General features: G+C 73.1%; 17 protein-coding genes. 6 read left to right on the forward strand and 11 right to left on the reverse strand.

Annotation, left to right across the window (positions count from 1 at the left end; translation table 11 throughout):
- Positions 1–1,020, forward strand: a 1,020-nt coding sequence (locus tag C3486_RS27790) for an AMP-binding protein (RefSeq protein WP_146075073.1), incomplete at its 5' end; no start/stop codon positions are given.
- Between the two features lie 9 nt (positions 1,021–1,029).
- Positions 1,030–1,890, forward strand: a complete 861-nt coding sequence (locus C3486_RS27795) for a PaaX family transcriptional regulator C-terminal domain-containing protein (RefSeq protein ID WP_103835522.1) — start codon at positions 1,030–1,032, stop codon at positions 1,888–1,890.
- Positions 1,891–2,418: 528 nt separating this feature from the next.
- Here the strand turns inward: C3486_RS27795 and C3486_RS27800 are convergent.
- A complete protein-coding gene (locus C3486_RS27800; RefSeq protein WP_103835523.1) occupies positions 2,419–3,183 on the reverse strand; it encodes an HAD family hydrolase in 765 nt (254 codons plus the stop codon).
- A gap of 521 nt (positions 3,184–3,704) precedes the next feature.
- Here C3486_RS27800 and C3486_RS27805 point away from each other — a divergent pair.
- Positions 3,705–4,421: a TetR family transcriptional regulator gene (locus tag C3486_RS27805; RefSeq protein WP_103835524.1), complete on the forward strand. Its 717-nt coding sequence runs from the start codon at positions 3,705–3,707 to the stop codon at positions 4,419–4,421.
- A gap of 249 nt (positions 4,422–4,670) precedes the next feature.
- On the opposite strand, the gene C3486_RS27810 is transcribed toward C3486_RS27805, so the two are convergent.
- Positions 4,671–5,696, reverse strand: a complete 1,026-nt coding sequence (locus tag C3486_RS27810) for an NADP-dependent oxidoreductase (protein ID WP_103835525.1) — start codon at positions 5,694–5,696, stop codon at positions 4,671–4,673.
- 258 nt (positions 5,697–5,954) lie between these two features.
- Here C3486_RS27810 and C3486_RS27815 point away from each other — a divergent pair, with 258 nt between their 5' ends.
- Both C3486_RS27815 and C3486_RS27820 read left to right on the forward strand, forming a co-directional pair.
- Positions 5,955–6,551: a ScbR family autoregulator-binding transcription factor gene (locus tag C3486_RS27815; RefSeq protein ID WP_258053034.1), complete on the forward strand. Its 597-nt coding sequence runs from the start codon at positions 5,955–5,957 to the stop codon at positions 6,549–6,551.
- A 204-nt stretch (positions 6,552–6,755) separates the two neighbouring features.
- Positions 6,756–7,739, forward strand: a complete 984-nt coding sequence (locus C3486_RS27820) for a ScbA/BarX family gamma-butyrolactone biosynthesis protein (RefSeq protein ID WP_103835527.1) — start codon at positions 6,756–6,758, stop codon at positions 7,737–7,739.
- A 59-nt stretch (positions 7,740–7,798) separates the two neighbouring features.
- Here C3486_RS27820 and C3486_RS27825 read toward each other — a convergent pair whose 3' ends face one another.
- Both C3486_RS27825 and C3486_RS27830 read right to left on the reverse strand, forming a co-directional pair.
- Positions 7,799–10,135, reverse strand: a complete 2,337-nt coding sequence (locus C3486_RS27825; protein WP_103835528.1) for a bifunctional salicylyl-CoA 5-hydroxylase/oxidoreductase — start codon at positions 10,133–10,135, stop codon at positions 7,799–7,801.
- A gap of 7 nt (positions 10,136–10,142) precedes the next feature.
- Entirely contained in the window at positions 10,143–10,970 is an 828-nt protein-coding gene (locus C3486_RS27830; protein ID WP_103835529.1) for an enoyl-CoA hydratase family protein, read from the reverse strand.
- 198 nt (positions 10,971–11,168) lie between these two features.
- On the opposite strand from C3486_RS27830, the gene C3486_RS27835 reads away from it, so the two are divergent.
- A complete protein-coding gene (locus C3486_RS27835; RefSeq protein WP_103835530.1) occupies positions 11,169–11,642 on the forward strand; it encodes an ATP-binding protein in 474 nt (157 codons plus the stop codon).
- Positions 11,643–11,784: 142 nt separating this feature from the next.
- Here the strand turns inward: C3486_RS27835 and C3486_RS27840 are convergent, their stop codons facing one another.
- The 7 genes from C3486_RS27840 to C3486_RS27870 all read right to left on the reverse strand — a co-directional run bounded on the left by C3486_RS27840 (position 11,785) and on the right by C3486_RS27870 (position 20,391).
- Entirely contained in the window at positions 11,785–13,296 is a 1,512-nt protein-coding gene (locus C3486_RS27840) for an amino acid permease (protein WP_103835531.1), read from the reverse strand.
- A 196-nt stretch (positions 13,297–13,492) separates the two neighbouring features.
- A complete protein-coding gene (gene argF, locus C3486_RS27845; protein WP_103835532.1) occupies positions 13,493–14,497 on the reverse strand; it encodes an ornithine carbamoyltransferase in 1,005 nt (334 codons plus the stop codon).
- 269 nt (positions 14,498–14,766) lie between these two features.
- Positions 14,767–15,993: an arginine deiminase gene (locus C3486_RS27850; RefSeq protein ID WP_103835533.1), complete on the reverse strand. Its 1,227-nt coding sequence runs from the start codon at positions 15,991–15,993 to the stop codon at positions 14,767–14,769.
- A 235-nt stretch (positions 15,994–16,228) separates the two neighbouring features.
- Positions 16,229–17,152: an LLM class F420-dependent oxidoreductase gene (locus C3486_RS27855; protein ID WP_103835534.1), complete on the reverse strand. Its 924-nt coding sequence runs from the start codon at positions 17,150–17,152 to the stop codon at positions 16,229–16,231.
- Between the two features lie 758 nt (positions 17,153–17,910).
- A complete protein-coding gene (locus tag C3486_RS27860; RefSeq protein ID WP_103835535.1) occupies positions 17,911–18,378 on the reverse strand; it encodes a DUF6099 family protein in 468 nt (155 codons plus the stop codon).
- 133 nt (positions 18,379–18,511) lie between these two features.
- Entirely contained in the window at positions 18,512–18,856 is a 345-nt protein-coding gene (locus C3486_RS27865) for a nucleotide pyrophosphohydrolase (RefSeq protein ID WP_103835536.1), read from the reverse strand.
- Positions 18,853–20,391: a biotin transporter BioY gene (locus tag C3486_RS27870; RefSeq protein WP_374936925.1), complete on the reverse strand. Its 1,539-nt coding sequence runs from the start codon at positions 20,389–20,391 to the stop codon at positions 18,853–18,855. The genes C3486_RS27865 and C3486_RS27870 overlap by 4 nt, the downstream gene beginning before the upstream one ends.
- Positions 20,392–20,725 lie beyond the last annotated feature (334 nt).

A 20,725-nucleotide genomic window follows, 5' to 3' on the forward strand; every position in this document is an offset into this window, starting at 1 on the left:
ATCGCCTTCACCTCCGGCACCACCGGACGCCCCAAGGGCTGCATGCACTTCCACCGGGACGTGCTCGCCATCGCCGACACCTTCTCGGCCCACGTGCTGCGCCCCGAGCCCGACGACGTCTTCGCCGGCACCCCGCCGCTCGGCTTCACCTTCGGCCTCGGCGGCCTGGTGGTCTTCCCGCTCCGCGCCGGCGCCTGCACCCTGCTCACCGAGGCGGGCGGCCCCCGCGGCCTGCTCCGGCACATCGCCGACCACCGGGTCTCGGTCCTCTTCACCGCGCCCACCGCCTACCGCGCGATGCTGCCCGAACTGGACCGGCACGACGTCTCCTCGCTGCGCCGCTGCGTCTCCGCTGGCGAGAACCTGCCCGCCGCCACCTGGCACGCCTGGCACGCCGCGACCGGCCTGCGGCTCATCAACGGCATCGGCGCCACGGAAATGCTGCACATCTTCCTCTCGGCCGCCGACGAGGCCGCCAGGCCCGGCACCACCGGGGTGCCGGTGCCCGGGTACGAGGCACGGGTGGTGGACGCGGCGGGCGAGCCGGTGCCGGACGGCGAACCGGGACTGCTGGCCGTGCGCGGCCCGACCGGCTGCCGCTACCTCGCCGACCCGCGCCAGCTGGAGTACGTGCGGAACGGCTGGAACCTCACCGGTGACACCTATGTGCGCGACGCCGACGGGTACTTCCGCTATGTGGCACGCGCCGACGACATGATCATCTCGGCCGGGTACAACATCGCCGGGCCCGAGGTCGAGGAGGCCCTGCTGCGCCATCCGGCCGTGACCGAGGCGGCCGTGGTGGGCCGGGCCGACGCGGAACGCGGACAGGTCGTGGTCGCCCATGTGGTGCTCGACGCGGGCCTCCCCCGTTCGGAGGAAACCGTCGCGGCGCTGCGGGAGTTCACCAAGGCCGAGATCGCCCCGTACAAGTGCCCGCGCGAGATCGTCTTCCACGACGCGCTGCCCCGGACGCCGACCGGCAAGCTCCAGCGCTTCCGGCTCCGCGCGCCCCTTTAGAGTGGCGGCGTGAGCGACCCGCAGCCGAGCCGCACCCCGCGGTCCCTGATCGTCACCTTCTACGGCGCCTACGGACGCGACGCGAAGGGGGAACCCCTGGGTCCCGTGCCCGTGGCCGCGCTGATCACGCTGCTCGGCGTGGTGGGCGTGGACCCGCCGTCGGTGCGCTCCGCCGTGTCCCGGCTCAAGCGCCGCGGGCTCCTGGTGCCCGCGCGCACGCCCGCGGGCGCCGCCGGGTACGCGCTGTCGGCGGACGCCCTGGAACTGCTGGCCGACGGCGACCGGCGGATCTACGGACGGCCCACGCCCCGCGCGAGCGACGGCTGGGTGCTCGCGGTGTTCTCCGTGCCCGAGGAGGAGCGGCACAAGCGGCACCTGCTGCGCTCCCGGCTGGCCCGGCTCGGCTTCGGTACCGCGGCGCCGGGCGTGTGGATCGCCCCGGGCCACCTCTACGAGGAGACCCGGCACGTGCTGCGGCGCCTGCAACTGGACCCGTACGTGGACCTCTTCACCGGCGCGCACGCCGGGTTCGCGCCGACCGCTGAGGCCGTGGCCCGCTGGTGGGACCTGCCCGCGCTGGCCGCCGGGCACCGCGCGTTCCTCGACGCGCACGAGCCGGTACTGGGCCGCTGGAGCCGCCGGCGCGGCACGGACCCTAAGGCCGCGTACCACGACTACCTGATGGCCCTGGACGCCTGGCGCCGCCTCCCGTACGCCGACCCCGGCCTGCCCGCAGCCCTGCTGCCCGCCGACTGGCCGGGCGGCCGGGCCGCGGCGGTCTTCGGCCGACTGCACCGCCGACTGCACGCGGCAGGCGCGGAGTTCGCCCAGGAGGTCCTGGGCGAACGGAGCACATCGGGCACGGGCTGAGCGGGGTGCGTCGGGCAGGCGCTGAGCGGGGTATGTGGGGCAGTCGCTGAGCGGGTACGTCGGGCATCTGTTGAGCGGGGTACGTCGGGCATCTGTTGAGCGGGGTACGTCGGGCATCTGCTGAGGCGGAATCGATGGCGGCCCGATCGGTCGGGCAGGCCGCGGTCTCGTCGTGGCCGCTGACGCCGCGGCCCACCGGTCACTGATGCCAATGATCCTTTGCTGAGGGCGGCGACGGCGGGCGGGGCCGGGGCGCCCGCCGGGGCCGGGTGACGGGGCGCGGAGCGGCGCCCCTCCCCCGGGGCGTCGGGCGCATCGGGCGGCGTGCGGCGGGACGCCGTACGGCATGCGGCGTACCGCATGCGGCGGGACGTCGTGCGGACCGGGTCTTCTGGACGCGCGGGTCCGTGACACGTGCCTCCTGGGCGCCGGTACGGCCGCAGGGGCGACGGCGCCGGCGCGGCACGGGGCCCGTCCGGCGGCGGGAGCGCGGCACCCCGGCGCGCGCTCCGTGCGGCGGCGCGCCACTCAGCGCATCCGCGGGTATCCCGCGGCCATCTCGACCGGGCGCGGGCGGGAGGCGGCCACCGCGGCGACCACGTCACGGAAGGAGCTGCACATCCGGGTGCCGGCCACCGCGGCCAGCTCACCGAAGCGGCCCACGCCGTAGGTGACGGCGATCGGGGCCATGTGGGCGGTGACGGCCATCCGCATGTCGCCGACGGTGTCGCCCACGTAGGCGCTCTCCCGCGGGGAGACGCCGAGCTGCGCGACGGCGCGCAGCGCCATCTCCGGGTGCGGCTTGCCGCGCCGCACCATGTCGTGGCAGATGACCGGGCCGACCAGGTCCCGGATGCCCATCACGTCCAGCAGCGCCTCCGCGCTGCGGGAGACCTTGGACGTGGCGACGGCCAGCTCGATGCCGTGCGCGCGCAGCGCCGACAGGCCCGCGGAGACCCCGGGGAAGAGCAGCCGCGGCCCCTCACGCAGCACTTCGTGGGCGAACAGTTCGCGGTAGCGACCCATCGCGGTGAGCACCGCCTCGTCCGTCTCGGGACGGCCGAGCAGCTGCCCGAACGCGGCCGGGGCCGGCTTGCCGACCGCGGCGGCGGCCTGCCGGGGCGTCACCCGGCGCCCCTGCTCGGCGACCACCTTCGACAGCAGCCGGCCGATGGCGGGCAGCGTGTCGGCGAGGGTGCCGTCCAGGTCGAACACGACAGCCCGGATCGGAACCGCACCGGCGCCCCGCGGCGCTCCCCCGATGCCTTCGCCGACGTCCGCTGAATCGCGCATTGCTCGAACCCTTTCCGATGCGTTGACGGGCCGGCCGAGGCCTTGACCTCCACCCGGCCATGAGGGATTTCACCGATGGCATATGTGAATGCTGGAACGGTTCCGTTGATGCGCAACGCCGCGGGGGCCTGGCGGGGAAGCGTCATTAACGGGTTTCATGGAGGCAACGCGTCCCGTTGCTCGCCTTTGCAGATTTAAAAACCGCCTGCGCTGTTTGTCAATGCGCTGAGCCACACCTCACACACAACGCGTACACGGCCGCAACGCCTGTGACGCCCGGGACGAGCCGCTGTCACGTACGTCACAGGGCGGAGATCGCGGGGGTACGGCTTCGGCCACACCTGCCCGGGCGGAGCGGCCGGTTACGGTGCCCGTTCGCACGGCGTCGTACCATTCTGAAACCGCATGGTTGGTTTTCTGCATAGTCTTTGACCATCGAACAACCGAGCCGTCGGCCTCTCGGCCGGCGAGTGACCGGCTCGACCGGTTCGGCGAGCCGGACGAGAGACAGGACGGACACAGTGCCCACGCAGCACCGCGCGATCCAGAGCCGCCAGGCGCTCATCCGCTCGGCCGCCCAGAGCTTCATCGACAAGGGCGTCTCCGCGTCCGGCATGGTCGACATCAGCCGGCGCGCGAGACTCAGCAAAGGCGCCCTCTACTTCCACTTCGAGTCCAAGGAAGAGCTGACGCTCGCCGTACGGGACGAGGCGCTCGGCGCACTGCGCGAGCTGGAGGACCAGCTGCTGCGCGCCCCCGACCCCGTACTGAGCGCCTCCCGCGAGTTCACGGTGGCCCTGCTGGACCGGGTGGACCGGGACGTCGTCGTCCGGGCCGGGCTGCAGATACGCCCGGAGACCGACCCCGAGCCCAGCGGCGCGCGGCTGCACCGGCGGTGGTGCGCGCTCTTCCAGGAGAAGGCCGCCGCCGACCGCGCCACGGGCCGGCTGCCGCTCGACACCGACCCGCAGCGGCTCGCGCGGGCGCTGACCACGATGGTGGTGGGCCTGCTGGAGCTCGGCCACGCCGACCGCACGTGGTGGAGCCGGGAGGCCGTGACGGACATGTGGCGGCAGCTGGTGCCGGCCGGGCGCGCGGTGCCCGCGGGCGCGGGCCGCACGTTACGCCCCGGCGCCCCCGCCGGACCGCGCACCGGCGCGGTACCGCAGCCCGCGCTCCGCGGCGCCGCCGTGCGCGACCCGGCAGCCTTCACGCCCCGCCGCACGCCGCCACGTTGAGCCGTACGCCTCTGAACTGATCCGCGGCCTCTGTCTCCGGGCCGGTCCGCGGCCTCCGCCTCCCGGCCGATGCGCTGCCTTCCGCCTGCCGCGTGCCCCTGGGCTCGCCCGTACACCTCACACATCCCCCACGGTGCGGCGGCCGTCGTCCGGCGACGGCCGCCGCTCCCGTGTGCCGGCGGGAAGCCCTGTCAGGGTGGGCTCCCGCCGGCTGCCGCCCGGCCCGCCCCCCGGCGGGCCGCGCGGAGTTCACAGTTCGACCAGCACCGCCCCGGTGTGGCCGCCCTCGACGAGTTCGCGCAGTGCCTGCGGCGCCTGGTCGAGGCCGCGCAGCCGGCTGTGCGCGAAGATCAGCGTCCCGTCGCGCAGCCCGCGCCCGAACTCCTCGGTCCACTCCGGCACCAGCTCCGGGTGATCGCGCACGGAGAAGCCGCGCAGCGCGACCCGCCGGGAGACGATCAGGCCGGCGTCCAGCTCGACCGGCGCGGCGAGCCCGCCCCCGTCCCCGCCGCCGAGCTGCGCCGACAGCGCGCCCACCAGCGCGAACCGGGCGCCGGTGCGCGCCGATTCGAGCGCCGCGGCCAGCTGCTCGCCGGCCACGGTGTCCAGCAGGACGTCGATGCCGTTGGGCGCGGCGCGGCGCAGCTGCTCGCCGATGGGCCCGGCGCCGCGCAGCACGACCTCGTCGTAGCCCAGCTCCTTGACCAGGTACTCGGCCTTGCGCGCTGAGCCGGTGGAACCGATGACCCGGCGGGCCCCCAGCCGCCGGGCGATCTGGCCCGCGAGGCTGCCGACCCCGCCGGCCGCGCCCGTGACGAACACGGTGTCGCCGGGGCGTACCTGCGCGATGTGCACCAGGGCGCCCCAGGCGGTGGCGCCCTGCGAGAGGTGCGCCGCCGGGTCGGGCAGCGCGTCCGGGTCGATGCGGCGGCACCGCGCCGCGTCCACCAGCGCGTACTCCCGCCAGCCGAGGTCGTGCCGGACGAGGTCGCCGGGCGCGAAGCCGCCGCCGGGCGCCTCGACCACCTCACCGATGGCCGCGCCCCACAGCGCGCGGCCCGGTACGAAGGACGGCATGGGCAGGTCGGCCGAGCCCATCATCGAGCGCATCGCCGCGGTGACGGCCATGATGCGGTTGCGTACCAGCACCGTGCCCGGGCCCGGCACCGGCAGCGGCGCGTCGGCCACCGCGAAGTGGTCCGGGGTCAGTGCGCCGTCGGCGCGTGCGGCGAGGCGGACTTCGCGGTGTGTGGCGGGGTGGGCGGGCGCGGCCATGGGGGGAGGCTCCTGGGGGTCGAGGGCTGCCGGGGTGCACAACTCCCGTACGCACGCGCCGCGTCCGGGAGGGACGGCCGACCGCGGGTGACCGGTGCGACCGGAAAGAAGCTTTCCCAAATCTCCACGACAGATCAATACCGTCTGGTTGGATTATTGTTTGCAGCGTCAATAGAATTCGGCCAGATCCGCTGAAGGCGGACCATGACCAGAAGGACATAACGGGGAGGACGGCCGGTGGCCAAGCAGGAACGGGCAGTGCGCACTCGACAGGCCGTCCTCGTGGCAGCGGCCGAGGTCATCGGAGAGCGCGGTTACGAAGCGGCCACCATCGCGGAGATCATCCAGCGCGCCCAGGTCACCAAGGGCGCCCTGTACTTCCACTTCCCGTCCAAGGACGCCCTGGCCCGCGCGGTGATCGCGGAACAGACCGAGATGCTGGTCCCGCCGCCGAGCGACAGCCGGGTGCAGGATGCGATCGACTTCAGTCACCGGGTGGCGCGGGCCCTGCGCACGGACCCGGTCCTGCAGGCCGGCACCCGGATCGCCGTGGAGACCACGTTCAGCTCCGAGCCGCTCGTGCCCTACCAGGACTGGATCAACATCGCGACCGGCATGTTCGCCGAAGCCCGCGACCGGGGCGAGCTGCTGCCCGCGGTGAACCCCGCGAAGGCTGCGGAATTCTTTGTTTCCGCCTACATGGGCGTACAGCTCTTCTCGCTGGCCGCCAGCAACCGCGACGACCTGCACGAGCGGATCGTCCAGCTGTGGCGGCACGTCCTGCCGGGGCTGGCGTCGCCCGGCGCGATGAGCCACTTGGACCCCAACGGCCGCCTGGAGCAGAAAGCCGCCTGATCGGATCACCTCTCCCACCCTGCTCCACGGCTGGTTTTCGCCCACCCGCCAAGCGCCGCCGAACCGCCCCCGTTACGTCACACGTATCACTTCTACCCAAAGATTCACCCTGAGCGGCTAGAAAACAAACCAGCCGGTTTGTATGTTGGGCGCGTCGACGCACGTGTACGGGCGCGGCGAGCGCCCGCCAGGGAGGGAATCCGCATGACCGTTGCTCTGACCGTGCCCCACGCGGCACCCGGCCGCCGGCCCGCGCCGGGCGGCTCGGACTGCAGCCTGGAGCCGCTGCGGCAGCTGACCACGACGGTGCCCCGCGAGTACGTGCACCGCAGCACGATCACCGAGGTGTTTCTGACCGACTGGCGCGGCACTGGTCCGGGCGCCTGGACCGTCACCGCCCAGTGGCCGCGTGCCCACTCCTTCTACGCGCCCGCGCACGGCATGCACGACCCGGTGATGCTGGCGGAGACCGTCCGCCAGACCGCGATCCTGCTCAGCCACGTCGGGCACGACGTGCCACTCGGCCACCCGGCGATCTGGGGCCGCCTCCAGTACTCCGTCACGCCGACCGCGCTTGCCCTGACCGGCGCCCCCGCCGACCTCGAACTGCACGTCACCGATCACGACATCGTCCGAAGAGCCGGCCGGCTGTCCACGATGCGGCAGATGCTCCGCATCGTCCGGGACGGCCGGTACCTGGGCAGCGTCGAGGGCACCCTCAGCTGCCACACGCCCGCGGTGTACCGGCGGCTGCGCGGTGAGTACGCCGACCTCGAACTGGCGCTGGCCCGCAGGCTCCCGCTGCCCGAGGCCGTCGACCCGGCGCTCGTCGGCCGGGACCGGGCGACGGACGTGGTACTCGCCCCCGCGTCCGGGAGGGACCGCTGGCAGCTGCGGGTCGACACGACCCACCCCGTCCTCTTCGACCACCCCGTCGACCACGTGCCCGGCATGCTGATGGTCGAGGCCGCGCGCCAGGCCGCCTACGCCGCGACCGGGCCCGCGCCGTCCCTCGCCGCCGCGATGGACTGCTCCTTCCTCCGCTACGCCGAGCTGGACGCCCCCTGCTGGGTACGCACCGAGGCCGCCGGACGCGACTCCGCCGGGCTGCCGCGGGTCGCCGTCACCGTGGAACAGCACGGCCGCCCCGTCTTCACCGCCACGGTGACCTCAGCCCCCGTCGGCTGACCGACGGTGGCCGCGGCCGGGTCCGCCGGCCGTTCCGCCCGGCCCGTCCGCCGGGCGCCTCATCCGCCCAGCGACAGCCGCTGCTTGGGAGCGTCCGTACGGCCCGTCGGCGGGGTACGGCTGCCCGCCCGGTACGGCGCGGGCCACGGCGCACCGGGGCCGGAATACCCCTGTTCCGCGGCGGCGTGCAGCGTCCAGTGCGGGTCGTACAGGTGCGGCCGGGCCAGCGCGCAGAGGTCGGCGCGGCCGGCGAGGACGAGCGAATTGACGTCGTCCCAGGACGAGATGGCCCCGACGGCGATCACCGGAACCCCCACCACATTGCGAATGCGATCAGCGAACGGCGTCTGGTAGGAGCGCCCGAAAGCCGGCTGCTCATCGGACACGACCTGCCCCGTGGAAACGTCGATCGCATCGGCCCCGTGCGCGGCGAAGGCCCGCGCGATCTCCACCGCGTCCTCGGCCGTGGTGCCGCCCGCCGCCCAGTCGGTCGCGGAGATCCGCACGGTCATGGGCCGCCCGTCCGGCCACACCGCGCGTACCGCGTCGAACACCTCCAGCGGGAACCGCAGCCGCCCTTCGAGAGAGCCGCCGTACGCGTCGGTGCGGCGGTTGGTCAGCGGCGAGAGGAAGCCGGAGAGCAGATAGCCGTGCGCACAGTGCAGTTCGAGCAGGTCGAAGCCGGCGCGCGCCGCACGCTCGGCGGCACGTACGAAGTCCTCCCGTACACCGGCCAGCTCCGCGGCCGTCAGCGCGTGCGGCACCTGGTTGACGCCCTCGCGGTACGGCAGCGCCGAGGCGGCCACCAGCGGCCAGTTGCCCTCCGGGAGCGGCTGGTCGATGCCCTCCCACATCAGCCGGGTGGAACCCTTCCGGCCCGAGTGGCCCAGCTGCACGCCGATCGCCGTACCGGGCGCGCTGCTGTGCACGAAGTCCGTCACCCGGCGCCAGGCCGCCTCGTGCTCCGGCGCGTACAACCCCGTGCACCCCGGCGTGATGCGCCCCTGGCTGCTGACGCAGACCATCTCCGTCATCACCAGGCCGGCCCCGCCCAGCGCCCGGGCGCCCAGGTGGACGAGGTGGAAGTCGCCTGGCGTCCCGTCGGGGCCGGCGCTGTACATGTCCATCGGCGAGACGACGACACGGTTGCGCAGGGACAGGCCGCCGAGCCGGAACGGGGTGAACATCGGCGGCGTGCCGGGCGCCACCCCGGCCTCCTCCTCGACCGCGGCGACGAAACCGGGATCGCGCAGCCGCAGGTTGTCGTGGGTGACCCGGCGGCTGCGGGTGAGCAGGTTGAAGGCGAACCGGTACGGCGGCTGGTCGGCGTACTGCGCCAGGTCCTCGAACCACTCCAGGCTGGCGCGCGCGGCACGCTGGGTGGACTCGACAACGGGTCGGCGCTCCGCCTCGTACGCGGCGAGCGCGTCGGGCAGCGCGGCGTGCTCCTCGAGGCAGGCGGCGAGCGCGAGGGCGTCCTCCACCGCCAGCTTGGTGCCGGAGCCGATGGAGAAGTGGGCGGTGTGCGCGGCGTCGCCGAGGAGGACGGTGTTCCCCTGCGACCAGCGGGCGTTGGTGACCGTACGGAAGGCGGTCCAGGCGGAGTTGTTCGACAGCAGCGGCCGGCCGCCCAGCGCCTCCGAAAAGATCTTGGCGCACTGCTCGACGGACTCCTCGACCGGGCAGTCCTCCCAGCCGGCCCGCCGCCACACGTCCTCGTGCGCCTCGACGATGACGGTGCTCGCCCCGGACGGCCCGGCCGCGTGGCCGTGGCCGGACGCGCGGGCGTACGGGTAGCCGTGCAGCTGCACCACCCCGTGCTCCGTCTCGGCGATCTCGAAGCGGAAGGCGTCGAAGGCGAGACCGGCGGAGAGCCAGATGTAACGGCAGCGGTGGGTGGTGAGGCGCGGGCGGAAGACATCGGCGTGCGCGCCGCGGGTAGCGCTGTGCACGCCGTCGGCCGCGATCACCAGATCGTGGTCGCGGGCGAGCACGGCAGCGGGCGGCGCCTCGGTACGGAACCGCAGCCGTACGCCGAGCTCACGGCAGCGCGCGTGCAGCAGCTGGAGGAGCCGGCGGCGCCCGATGGCGGCGAACCCGTGGCCGCCCGAGGTGAGCGTGCGGCCGCGGTGCACGATGTCGATGGCGTCCCAGCGCACGTACTCGCGGCGCAGCGCCTCATGGACGACCGGGTCGGCCTGCTCGATGCCGCCCAGCGTCTCGTCCGAGAGGACCACCCCGAAACCGAACGTGTCATCGGGCGCGTTCCGCTCCCAGACCGTGACCTCGCGGCCCGGGTCCAGCCGCTTGAGCAGGACCGCCGCGTACAGCCCGCCGGGCCCGCCCCCGATGACCGCGATCCGGCCGCCGCGCAGCGCCGCTCCCCCCTCCGTCATGCCCGGCTCACCTGCCCTGCCACTTCGGGCTGCGCTTGGCGGTGAACGCGGCGTGGAACTCCGCGTAGTCCGCGCTGTTCATCAGCAGCGCCTGGGTCGCCGCGTCCATCTCGACGGCCGCCGCGAGCGGCATGTCCAACTCAGCGGTGAGCAGCGCCTTGGTCTGCGCGTGCGCGAGCGCGGGCCCGGTCGCGAGCCGGCGGGCGAGCGCGGCGGCGGCCTCGTGCGCCTTCCCCTCCTCGGCCAGCTCGCTGATCAGCCCGATCCGCTCCGCCTCGGGGGCGCGTACGGCCTCGCCGAGCATCAGCAGCCGGGTGGCGTGCCCGAGGCCGACGACGCGGGGCAGCAGGTACGCCGCGCCCATGTCGCCGCCGGACAGCCCGACCTTGGTGAAGAGGAACGCGAAGCGCGCCGAGGGGTCGGCGACGCGGAAGTCGGCGGCGAGCGCGAGGACGGCCCCGGCCCCGGCGGCCACGCCGTGCACGGCCGCGATCACGGGGAACGGGCACTCCCGCAGCGCCCGTACGACCTGCCCGGTCATCCGGTTGAAGTCGAGCAGCTGTCCGGTGTCCATCTCCAGGGTGGCGCCGATGATCTCGTCGACGTCGCCGCCGGAGCAGAAGCCGCGGCCCTCGCCGCCGAGGACGAGGGCGCGTACGGCGCGCTCGCGGGAGAGCTCGGCGAGCAGGTCGCGGAGGTCGGCGTAGGCGCCGAAGGTGAGGGAATTCAGGGTGTCGGGGCGCGCGAGGGTGACGGTCGCGACGCCGTCCTCCCTGGTCACGCGGAGGTGTTCCCATGCGTCGGTGGTGTGCGCGGAACCTGTGAACGGGCTCAAGGGCGTCGTGCCCCCTTCGGCCGGAGGGCTGGTGCCTGCCTCGCGAAGTTATCACGCACCCGTGACCGTCGTCACGAGTACGCGATAAGACGACGGCTCGTACCGCCCGACACCACTACCTGCCGCAACAGGCCGGACACAGCAGAGATTCGTACCGTTATAGAAGGACATCACGCCTTCTGTGAACGGACCACAGCCTTGCCGGAGCCAGCTGCCCCGTCGTCCTGGCGGATCACGCTGCCGCACACCACGGCCGCGGTGCCGATCGCGCGTGCCCTGATCCGCAAGGCGTTCGCCGACATGCACGTGCCGGCGGACAGTGACACGGCGGAGCTGCTCACGGCCGAGCTGGTGGCCAACGCGGTCGAGCACACCGCGGACGACAAGCCGATCGAGCTGGTCATCGAGGTGCTGCCGAGCGGCCACCAGCACGTCGAGGTACATGACAACGACCCGGCGCCGGTCGAGGGGCTGGGCGACGACGAGGTCCCGGCGGGCGACCTGCTGGACGAGGGCGGCCGGGGCCTGCTGCTGATCCGCACGCTGAGCGTGGACTCCGGCTACCGGCCGACGGAGCAGGGGAAGGTGGTGTGGTTCCGGCTGCCGGCGGATCCGGCTGCGGACCTGGACGCGGGCCCGTCGGCGGGCTCATCTGTGGACCCGTCGGAGTGAGGAGGTTGTCCACAGCGGGGGTTGTCCACAGGGGCGCGGCGTGGGGGGGTGGGGTCGGTACTTTTGAGGGAGTGCGGTGGAGGTGGGGGAGGGGCCTTACCGCCGGTGGTTGGGGAAGGGAGGGGCCCTCGCCGGGTGAGATTCACCCCTTCGGCCCCACTCCCCCCACCGATTCCCCCGCCACCCCTCCCGCAGCTCCCCCCACCGATTCCCCCGCCACCCCTCCCGCAGCTCCCCCCACCGATTCCCCCGCCACCCCACCAAGCCGCGAGTGCCGCCGCCCGTACACCGTGTACACCACGGCCCCGACCACCAGGAAGACGCCGAACTGCAGCCACGTGGCGGGGCCCGTGCCGTAGATCAGGTACAGGCAGAACGCGATGCCGAGCAGCGGGCTGACCGGGAAGAACGGCACCCGGAAGCGGCGCGGCAGCTCGGGCCGCGTGCGGCGCAGCACCATCACGCAGACGTTCACGACGGCCATGATCGCGAGGGTCCCGATCGTGGTCAGATTCATGACCACGTCCAGCGGCACCACAGCGGCCGGGATCGCGAAGACGACGGCGACGATCCAGGTGCCGCGGACCGGCGTGGACGTCTTCGGTGAGATCCGCTCGAAGACTCGCGGGATCAGCCCGTCCCGCGACATCGACATCAGGATGCGGGTCTGCCCGTACATCACCGCGAGGACGACGGACGCGATGGCGACCACCGCGCCGAACGCGATGATCCCGCCGCCCAGCGCTGACCCGGTGACCCGGTCGACGATCAGCGAGAGCGCGGCGGGCTTGTCGGCCACGTCGTCGGCGGAGAGCGCGCCGATCGCGGCGAGCGCGACCAGGCAGTACAGCACCGTGACGACGCCGATGCAGATCAGGATCGCGGCGGGCACGTTCCGCCGCGGGTTCTTGACCTCCTCGCCCGCCGTGGTGACCGCGTCGAAGCCGATGTACGAGAAGAACGCGACCGAGGCACCGGAGGTGACCCCGGCGACGCCCTGCGCGGCGAACGGCGAGAGGTTGCCGTCACGGAAGGCGGTGAAGGCGATGGCGCAGAAGAGGATCAGTACGCCGATCTTCACGACGGCCATCGCGGCGGTGGCCCGGGCGCTCTCGCGGATGCCGCGTACGAGGAGGGTGGCGGCGAGCAGCATGACGACGACGGCCGGAACGTTGACGATGCCGCCGTCACCGGGCGGCGCGGACAACGCGGCGGGCAGCTGCCATCCGACGAGGCTGTCCAGCAGCTCGTTGAGGTACTGGCCCCAGCCCACCGAGACCGCCGACACCGACACGCCGTACTCCAGCAGCAGGCACCAGCCCACGAGGAAGGCGGTGCGCTCGCCGAGGGTGGCGTACGCGTACGAGTACGAGCTGCCGGAGACCGGGATCGCGCCGCCCAGCTCGGCGAACGAGAACGCGGTGAAGACGCAGGTGACCGCGGCGAGCACGAAGGACACGACGACGGCGGGGCCGGCCTCGGCGACGGTGTCGGACAGGCCGACGAAGATGCCCGTGCCGACGATGGCGCCGACGCCGAAGCACACCAGCTGGAAGAGGCCCATGGTGCGCTTGAGGCCGTGGCCTTCGAGGTCCGTGCCGGATTCGGCGACGAGCAGGTCGGGGGACTTGATGCGCAGCCCGGACGCGGACATGGCGGTGCTTCTTCCTGGTGGTGCGATGGCCCGGCGGGGTGTGCGGGCACGGAAAAGGGGACGGACCGGTGGTGGGTCCGTCCCCCGAGGATCGGTTCGATGGTAACCGAAATGGTGCATGATCGCCCATTAGGGCGTATTTCTATGCGATGCAGCGGTCCGGGAGGGCCAAGGCCCGCCGAGCGGGGCGTGCGCCTCAGCGGCCCAGCGTGGCCACCATGACCGCCTTGATCGTGTGCATGCGGTTCTCCGCCTCGTCGAAGACGACGGAGTGCTCCGACTCGAAGACCTCGTCGGTGACCTCCAGCGACTCCAGGCCGTGCTGGGCGTAGATCTCCCGGCCCACCGCCGTGCCGAGGTCGTGGAAGGCCGGCAGGCAGTGCATGAACTTCACGTCCTCCTTGCCCGTGGCGCGCAGCACGTCCATCGTCACCGCGTACGGCTTGAGCAGCGCGATCCGCTCGTCCCAGACCTCCTTCGGCTCGCCCATCGACACCCAGATGTCGGTGGCGACGAAGTCCGCGCCGCGCACGCCCTCCGCGACGTCCTCGGTGAGGGTCACCCGGGCGCCGCTCTGCTCCGCCAGCTTCCGGGCGCTCGCGATCACCGACTCCTCGGGCCAGAGCTTCTTCGGCGCGACGATACGGACGTCCATGCCGAGGAGGGCGCCGGTGACCAGGTAGGAGTTGCCCATGTTGTAGCGGGCGTCGCCGAGGTACGCGAAGGCCAGCTCGGCGGGTTCGCGGCCGGGGCTGTGCTCCAGCATGGTGAGTACGTCGGCGAGCATCTGGGTGGGGTGCCACTCGTCGGTGAGGCCGTTGTAGACGGGTACGCCGGCGTGCGCCGCGAGCTCCTCGACATTGGCCTGCGCGCTGCCGCGGTACTCGATCGCGTCGAACATCCGGCCGAGCACGCGGGCCGTGTCCTTCACCGACTCCTTGTGCCCGATCTGCGAGCCGGACGGGTCCAGGTACGTGGTGTGGGCGCCCTGGTCGGCGGCCGCGACCTCGAAGGAGCAGCGGGTGCGGGTGGAGGTCTTCTCGAAGATCAGGGCGATGTTGCGGCCCTTCAGCCGCTGCTCCTCGGTGCCCGCGCGCTTGGCCGCCTTCAGCTCGGCGGCGAGGTCGATCAGGCGGCGGAACTCCTCGGCGGTGAAGTCCAGCTCCTTGAGGAAGTGGCGGCCCGTGAGGTCAATCGCCATGGCAGCTCCTAGGTCGCGGCGAACGGGAAGAAACGGTCGAGACCTGGAAGTGTATACGACTCCCCGTATGCCTATACGAAGGGCACCTCCGGCTCGGTCTACGGCCGAGCCGGTGCGTCGCCCGGAGCCCGCTCACCCCGGCAGCCCGACCCGCTCGGCCCGGCCCACTCCCCAGGCCCGACCCGGCCCGACCCGCTCGGCCCGACCGCTCGGCCCAGACCGGCCGGCCCGGCCCGCTCAACCGAATCCGGCCGACCGACCCGGCCCGCTCAGCCCAGCCCGTCGCGCTCCACCGGGCAGCTCATGCAGCGCGGGCCGCCGCGCCCGCGCCCCAGCTCGCTCCCCGGAATCGTGATCACCTCGATCCCACGCTTCCGCAGAAACGTATTGGTCGTGACATTACGCTCATACGCCACGACCACGCCCGGCTCCACCGCCAGCACGTTGCACCCGTCGTCCCACTGCTCGCGCTCCGCCGCGTGCACGTCCTGCGTCGCGGTCAGCACCCGCACCCCGTCCAGGCCGAGCGCCGCCGCGATCGCCCGGTGCATGTGCTCCGGCGGATGATCGGTGACCTTCAGCTCCTGCTCGTTCGCGCCCGGCTCGATCGTGTAAGACCGCAGCATCCCGAGCCCCGCGTACTGCGTGAACGTATCGCCGTCCACCATGGTCATCACCGTGTCCAGGTGCATGAACGCCCGCCGCTTCGGCATGTCCAGCGCCACGATCGTCCGCGCCGAACCGGCCGCGAACAGCCCGCGCGCCAGCATCTCCACCGCCTGCGGCGTGGTGCGCTCGCTCATCCCGATCAGCACCGCGCCATTGCCGATCACCAGTACGTCGCCGCCCTCGATGGTCGACGGGTACGCGGCCTGGCCCTCGGACCACACGTGGAAACGTTCGTGCGTGAACAGCGGGTGGTAACGGTAGATCGCCTCGTAATGGACCGTCTCGCGCTGCCGCGCCGGCCACCGCATCGCGTTCACCGACACCCCGTCGTACACCCACGCCGAGGTGTCCCGCGTGAAGAGGTGGTTCGGCAGCGGCGGCAGCAGGAAGTCGTCCAGGTCCATCACGTGGAAGCGGACCGATGTCGGCTCGGGGCTGCGCTCCAGGAATTCCCGCTTGGTCATCCCGCCGACCAGCGCCTCCACCAGCTCCGTCAGCGGCAGCTCCTCGAACGCCGCCCGGATGTGATCGGTGGCGAGCGGGCCGTACTCCTTCTCGTCGAAGACCCGGTCCAGGACCAGCTGCCGCGCCTCGGGCACGCGCAGGCTCTCGGCCAGCAGGTCACCGAAGAGGTGCACCTGGACGCCGCGGTCGCGCAGGATGTCGGCGAAGGCATCGTGCTCGGCCCGCGCGCGCCGGACCCACAGCACGTCGTCGAAGAGCAGTGCGTCCTTGTTGGACGGGGTGAGCCGCTTCAGCTCCAGGTCGGGACGGTGCAGGATGACCCGGCGGAGATGACCGACCTCTGAGTCGACATGGAATCCCATCCCACCATCCTGGCCGGATTCGACGATGATCACTCGGCATACGAGAAGCCGGGCGGGGCGGGGGTGTCCCAGCGGGGCGCCGCGGGAGAGCGGGGCGCCGCGGGAGAGCGGGGTGGGCGGCCCGAAGCCCGCACCCCCGCCCCGCGCCGGGCCGTGGTGCGGGGCGGGGCGGGTGCGGCGGAGGCCAAGGCCATGCCCCACCGCACCCGCTCCCCCGCTCAGCGGCAGCCCGACGTCAGCCCAACTGGCTCTGCACCTGCGAGGAAATGAGCTCCAGGTGGTCCAGGTCGTCGAGGTCCAGCATCTGGAGGTAGACGCGGGAAGCGCCCGCCTCCGCGTACCGGCCGATCTTGTCGACGACCTCGGCCGGCGAACCCGCCAGACCGTTCGCCTTCAGCTCGTCCACCTCACGCCCGATGACGGCGGCGCGGCGCGCCACCTCGGCGTCGTCCTTGCCCACGCACGCGACCAGCGCGTTGGAGTACACCAGGTCGTCGCCGTTGCGGCCGATCTCCTCGGCGGCCGCCCGTACCCGGCCGAACTGCCGGCGGGTGTCCTCCAGCGAGGCGAACGGGATGTTGAACTCATCGGCGTACCGGGCGGCCAGTCGCGGCGTACGCGTCGCACCGTGCCCGCCGATCAGCACCGGCACCTTGGGCTGCGCGGGCTTCGGCAGGGCGGGGGACTTCTCCAGCTGGTAGTACGTCCCCTCGAACGTGAACTCCTCGCCGAGCGGCGTGTTCCACAGTCCGGTGACGATCGCCAGCTGCTCCTCCAGCCGCCCGAACTTCTCCTTGGGGAAGGGGATGCCGTACGCCTTGTGCTCCTCCTCGAACCAGCCGGCGCCCAGTCCCAGCTCGACCCGGCCGCCGGACATCTGGTCCACCTGCGCGACCTGGATCGCGAGGACGCCCGGCAGCCGGAACGTACCGGCGGTCATCAGCGTGCCGAGGCGGATGCGCTTGGTCTCGCGGGCCAGCCCGGCGAGGGTGATCCAGGCGTCGGTGGGCCCGGGCAGCCCGTCCACCGCGCCCATCCGCAGGTAGTGGTCCGACCGGAAGAACGCGTCGAAGCCGAGGTCCTCGGTGGCCTTGGCGACGGTGAGGAGGGTGTCGTAGCTGGCGCCTTGCTGAGGCTCGGTGAAGATTCGCAGATCCATGCCTCCATCTTCCCCCGCCCCCTCCCCCACCCCCGCACCACCACCCCACCCCACCCAAACCACCCACCTCAGCACCACCCAGCTCTCACCAGCACCCACCACCCGACGCCAAGGACGCCGCACGCACCCAGCACCCACCACCCGACCTCCGGAACGCACGCACCCGGCGCCCACCACCCGACCTCCGAGATGCACGCACCCGGCGCCCACCACTCGACCTCCGAGACGCACGCACCCAGCACCCCGGCCCCGACACCCGCTCCCCCTCCCCGAGGCCCTGGGGGAAGGCAGGCATCCGCCACCGCCCTGAGGCTCCAGAGTGCCCCATCCAGCCCAGCAACCCGAGCTCCGACGTTGCGCCGGTCGCCTGGCTCGCAGCGGGCAGAGGTCGGCGTCAGGTGGAGTCGACGGCCGGCGGGGCTGGCGCCGGCATCGGCATCGGACCCGACCGAGTCGGAGATGGCAGCGCCCCGGCTGATGCCCAGTCAGCCCCGAGTCGAGCCAGAGCCTCAGCCGCAGCCACAGCCACAGCCACAGCCACAGCCACAGCCACAGCCACAGCCACAGCCACAGCCAGGGTGCGGCATGGTCAGGCTCGCGGCGGGTCGGAAACGGATGGAGTCGGCGGGCAGTGGAGTCGGCGTGGGTCGGGTGGAGTTGGGGACGGTCTGGTTCTGTCGGCGGAGCACTGTGGCCCCGTGGTCGTGTGGCCGTATGGCCCTGTGGCCCTGGCCCGTGGTCGTGTGGCCGGGGGTGGGTCAGGCCGGGTCGTGGTCGTGCAGGCCGTCTCGGACGAGGAGTTGTTTGAGGATGGCGGCGGCACGGTCACGGGACTCGTCGGCCGCGTCCATGGCCTCCACGCAGGTCCAGTAGAGGCCGTCCTCCTCAGCCGCGCAGACGACGCTCACCAGCGCCTCGCACACTTCGGCCAGCAGACCGCACAGGTCCGTCAACGCGACCTTGTGGTCGCGTACTTCGGAGAGCTGCGCGGCGCGGGGGCCGTAGGTTCTCGGTAAGGGACACAGCACCGCTGCGCCCGAGCGTCCTCCCGCCTCGCCCAGTCGTCGTGCCTTGGCCCGCACTTCGAACGGTCCCGATATCGCCAGGAGGCTGCCGACGGCCTCCGCCAAGGCCTGCGCCTGCCACGCCTCTATGACGATGTCCTGGACCGTCCGCGCCTGGGCCAGACCGTGCCGACTGGCCGCGATGATTCGCACCGCATCCATGCACGACCCCTTCCCTTGCCCCTCGTCCACTGTCTCGCGCACACCTTCCACTACCCAGAGTGAACCGGAACGGCCGAAAGCGCTAGAGTAATTCGCAAATCTGTGGACAACTAAGGCGAGTTTGCGAGGATCATCACTCCGGAGAGTGACGACCGGGTCGATTCGCGGGGAATCGTTCCTCATTGCGCTCGATCTTCGCGGCCAGCGCGGCCGCCGCGTCGATGCCCAGTACGCCGCAGAACTGGAGCAGGTACGCCAGTACGTCGGCCACTTCGTCCTCGACGCGCGCCGCGGATTCCGGATCGGCCATGATCTTGGCGGACTCCTCAGGGGTCAGCCACTGGAAAATCTCGACCAGTTCGGATGCCTCGACGCTGAGCGCCGCGGCGAGGTTCTTCGGCGTGTGGTACTGCTGCCAGTCGCGGGCCGCCGCGAAGTCGGCCAGCCGGCGCTGCAGGGTGGGAAGATCTTCACTCATGCCCCCAGGTGTAGCACTCTGATCCCCGGCACCCGCGCGGCGGCCGTGGCGTCCGTCACCGTTCCCAGCAGCCGGACGTGGCCGCGCGCGGCCATCCGTACGGCCAGTTCCAGCAGGGCGGTCGACTGCCGCCGGTCCAGACAGCGGTCCAGCCCGTCCGCGACCACGGTCAGCACCTGGCGGGCCGGCAGCACCTCGGCCACCGGGTCGACGGCCAGCACGCCGGGGCCGGTCAGCAGGACCAGGGCCAGGGCGAGGTAGCGGAGTTCGCCGTCGCCGAGCCAGTCCACCGGTATCGCGCCGAGCGTTCCGCCCCGCTCCAGTACGGCCCGGGCCGCCGTCCCGCCGCCGCTCGACCGCGCGACCGCCGGCCGGATCCGGTCATCACGGCCGGCTCCGGGCCCCTCCGCCCGCACGCGGGCACCGGCCCCTTCCGGCCGTAGCCGGTCGCCTGCCCCCTCCGCCCGTACGCCGTCGCCGGGCCCGTCCCGCTCTGGCCGTACGCGGGTGCCGGGCCGCTCCGCCCGTACGTCGTCCACCGGGTCCGAGCAGCCGGTGCGTACCGCGTCGACGAGGGCCGCGTGGCGGGTGGCGCATTCGCGGCTGGTGCGGTCGAGGACGGCGGCGAGGTTGCCGCAGTCGGGGCGGAGGCGGGCGGCCTCGGTGCCGTGGGCGGGGGCTCCGGGGCCGCCCGTCACGCCGCCCGTCGGGCCGGCCGCACCCGCACCCGTGCCCACTCCCGTGCCCGTGCCCGTGCCGGGGCGGGCGGAGCGGCTCGCACCGCGGGCGAAGGCGCGTACGGCCTCGGGGCGCGGGTCGCACGGAAAGGAGGAGCGCAGGGCGATCAGGGTCTGTTCGGCGGCGGCCAGCACGAGGCGTTGGCCCGCGGTGGTGCCGGCGACGCGGAGCGGGAGCAGCGCGGTGCCCAGCCGGTCGTCGGGGAGCGGAGCACGGGTGACCGGCGCCGGGCCCGCGGTGTGCCAGGCGGCCTGGACGGTGCGGCGGCCGGGGTCGGTGAGGGCGGTGGTGAAGAGGGTGCGGCCGCAGCCGGTGAGGCGTTCGCCCGCGACGCGGAGTTCCGGTTCGGTCTGTACGGCGAGGTCGAGGCGGACCGGGCCGGCCGGTCCGTCGACGGTGCAGCCGATGCGGAAGCCGCGTCTGCCCTGGGCGTCGGGGGCGGCGCGGTCCGGTGCGCAGGCGGCGGCACCGCCCGGTACGGCGGCGAGGGCGCGGTCCAGCGGCTCGCCGGCGCCGAGCCGTACGAGGAGGGTGTACGCCTGGAGGGCGCTGGACTTGCCGCTGCCGCTGGGGCCGGCGAAGAGGGTGAGCGGGGCGAGCGGGTAGGTCGCGCCGCGGTGGGACTTGAAGGCGGAGAGCCGGAGTTCGGTGACGAGGGGGCGGGTGAGGGGCGCGGGGGCGTCGGACGCGAGGGGGTCGGACGTGGGGATGTCGGAGGCGGCGACGGCTGACACGGAGGCGCCGGGTGCGGCACCGTCGGGCACGCCACCCGGCACGTCGGGCACGCCTCCCGGCATGTCCGGCGCGCTGCCCGGTGCCTCGGCGTCCTCCGGCGCACCGCCCGGCACCTCGGCGTCCTCCGGCGCGCTGCCCGGCACCTCGGCGTCCTCCGGCGCGCCGCCCGGCACGTCGTACGCGGCGCCTTCAGGTGCGCCGCCCAATACGGCCGCGCCCGCGCCCAGGCCCGCGTCCGGGCCCGGGTCTGCCTCCGGGCCCGCACCCGGCCTCGCCGTCCCCGGGTCCGCGCCCGGATCCGGGGTGCGGGGCGTGGTGCGGGGCGGGGCGTCCTCGTCGGTGCCGTCGGTGCGGCTCCAGGGGGTCATGCCAGGCACGCTAGAGAGCCGGTGGTGC

Source organism: Streptomyces sp. Ru73, from assembly GCF_002920575.1.
Lineage (GTDB): Bacteria > Actinomycetota > Actinomycetes > Streptomycetales > Streptomycetaceae > Streptomyces.

What these genes read in the sequence shown, in the direction of transcription:
- C3486_RS27800 (WP_103835523.1), bottom strand. Translation starts at nt 3,183, where the DNA reads ATGCGCGATTCAGCGGACGTCGGCGAAGGCATCGGGGGAGCGCCGCGG.
- C3486_RS27810 (WP_103835525.1), bottom strand. Translation starts at nt 5,696, where the DNA reads ATGGCCGCGCCCGCCCACCCCGCCACACACCGCGAAGTCCGCCTCGCC.
- C3486_RS27820 (WP_103835527.1), top strand. Translation starts at nt 6,756, where the DNA reads ATGACCGTTGCTCTGACCGTGCCCCACGCGGCACCCGGCCGCCGGCCC.
- C3486_RS27825 (WP_103835528.1), bottom strand. Translation starts at nt 10,135, where the DNA reads ATGACGGAGGGGGGAGCGGCGCTGCGCGGCGGCCGGATCGCGGTCATC.
- C3486_RS27840 (WP_103835531.1), bottom strand. Translation starts at nt 13,296, where the DNA reads ATGTCCGCGTCCGGGCTGCGCATCAAGTCCCCCGACCTGCTCGTCGCC.
- argF (WP_103835532.1), bottom strand. Translation starts at nt 14,497, where the DNA reads ATGGCGATTGACCTCACGGGCCGCCACTTCCTCAAGGAGCTGGACTTC.
- C3486_RS27850 (WP_103835533.1), bottom strand. Translation starts at nt 15,993, where the DNA reads ATGGGATTCCATGTCGACTCAGAGGTCGGTCATCTCCGCCGGGTCATC.
- C3486_RS27855 (WP_103835534.1), bottom strand. Translation starts at nt 17,152, where the DNA reads ATGGATCTGCGAATCTTCACCGAGCCTCAGCAAGGCGCCAGCTACGAC.
- C3486_RS27860 (WP_103835535.1), bottom strand. Translation starts at nt 18,378, where the DNA reads ATGGATGCGGTGCGAATCATCGCGGCCAGTCGGCACGGTCTGGCCCAG.
- C3486_RS27865 (WP_103835536.1), bottom strand. Translation starts at nt 18,856, where the DNA reads ATGAGTGAAGATCTTCCCACCCTGCAGCGCCGGCTGGCCGACTTCGCG.
- C3486_RS27870 (WP_374936925.1), bottom strand. Translation starts at nt 20,391, where the DNA reads ATGCCGGGAGGCGTGCCCGACGTGCCGGGTGGCGTGCCCGACGGTGCC.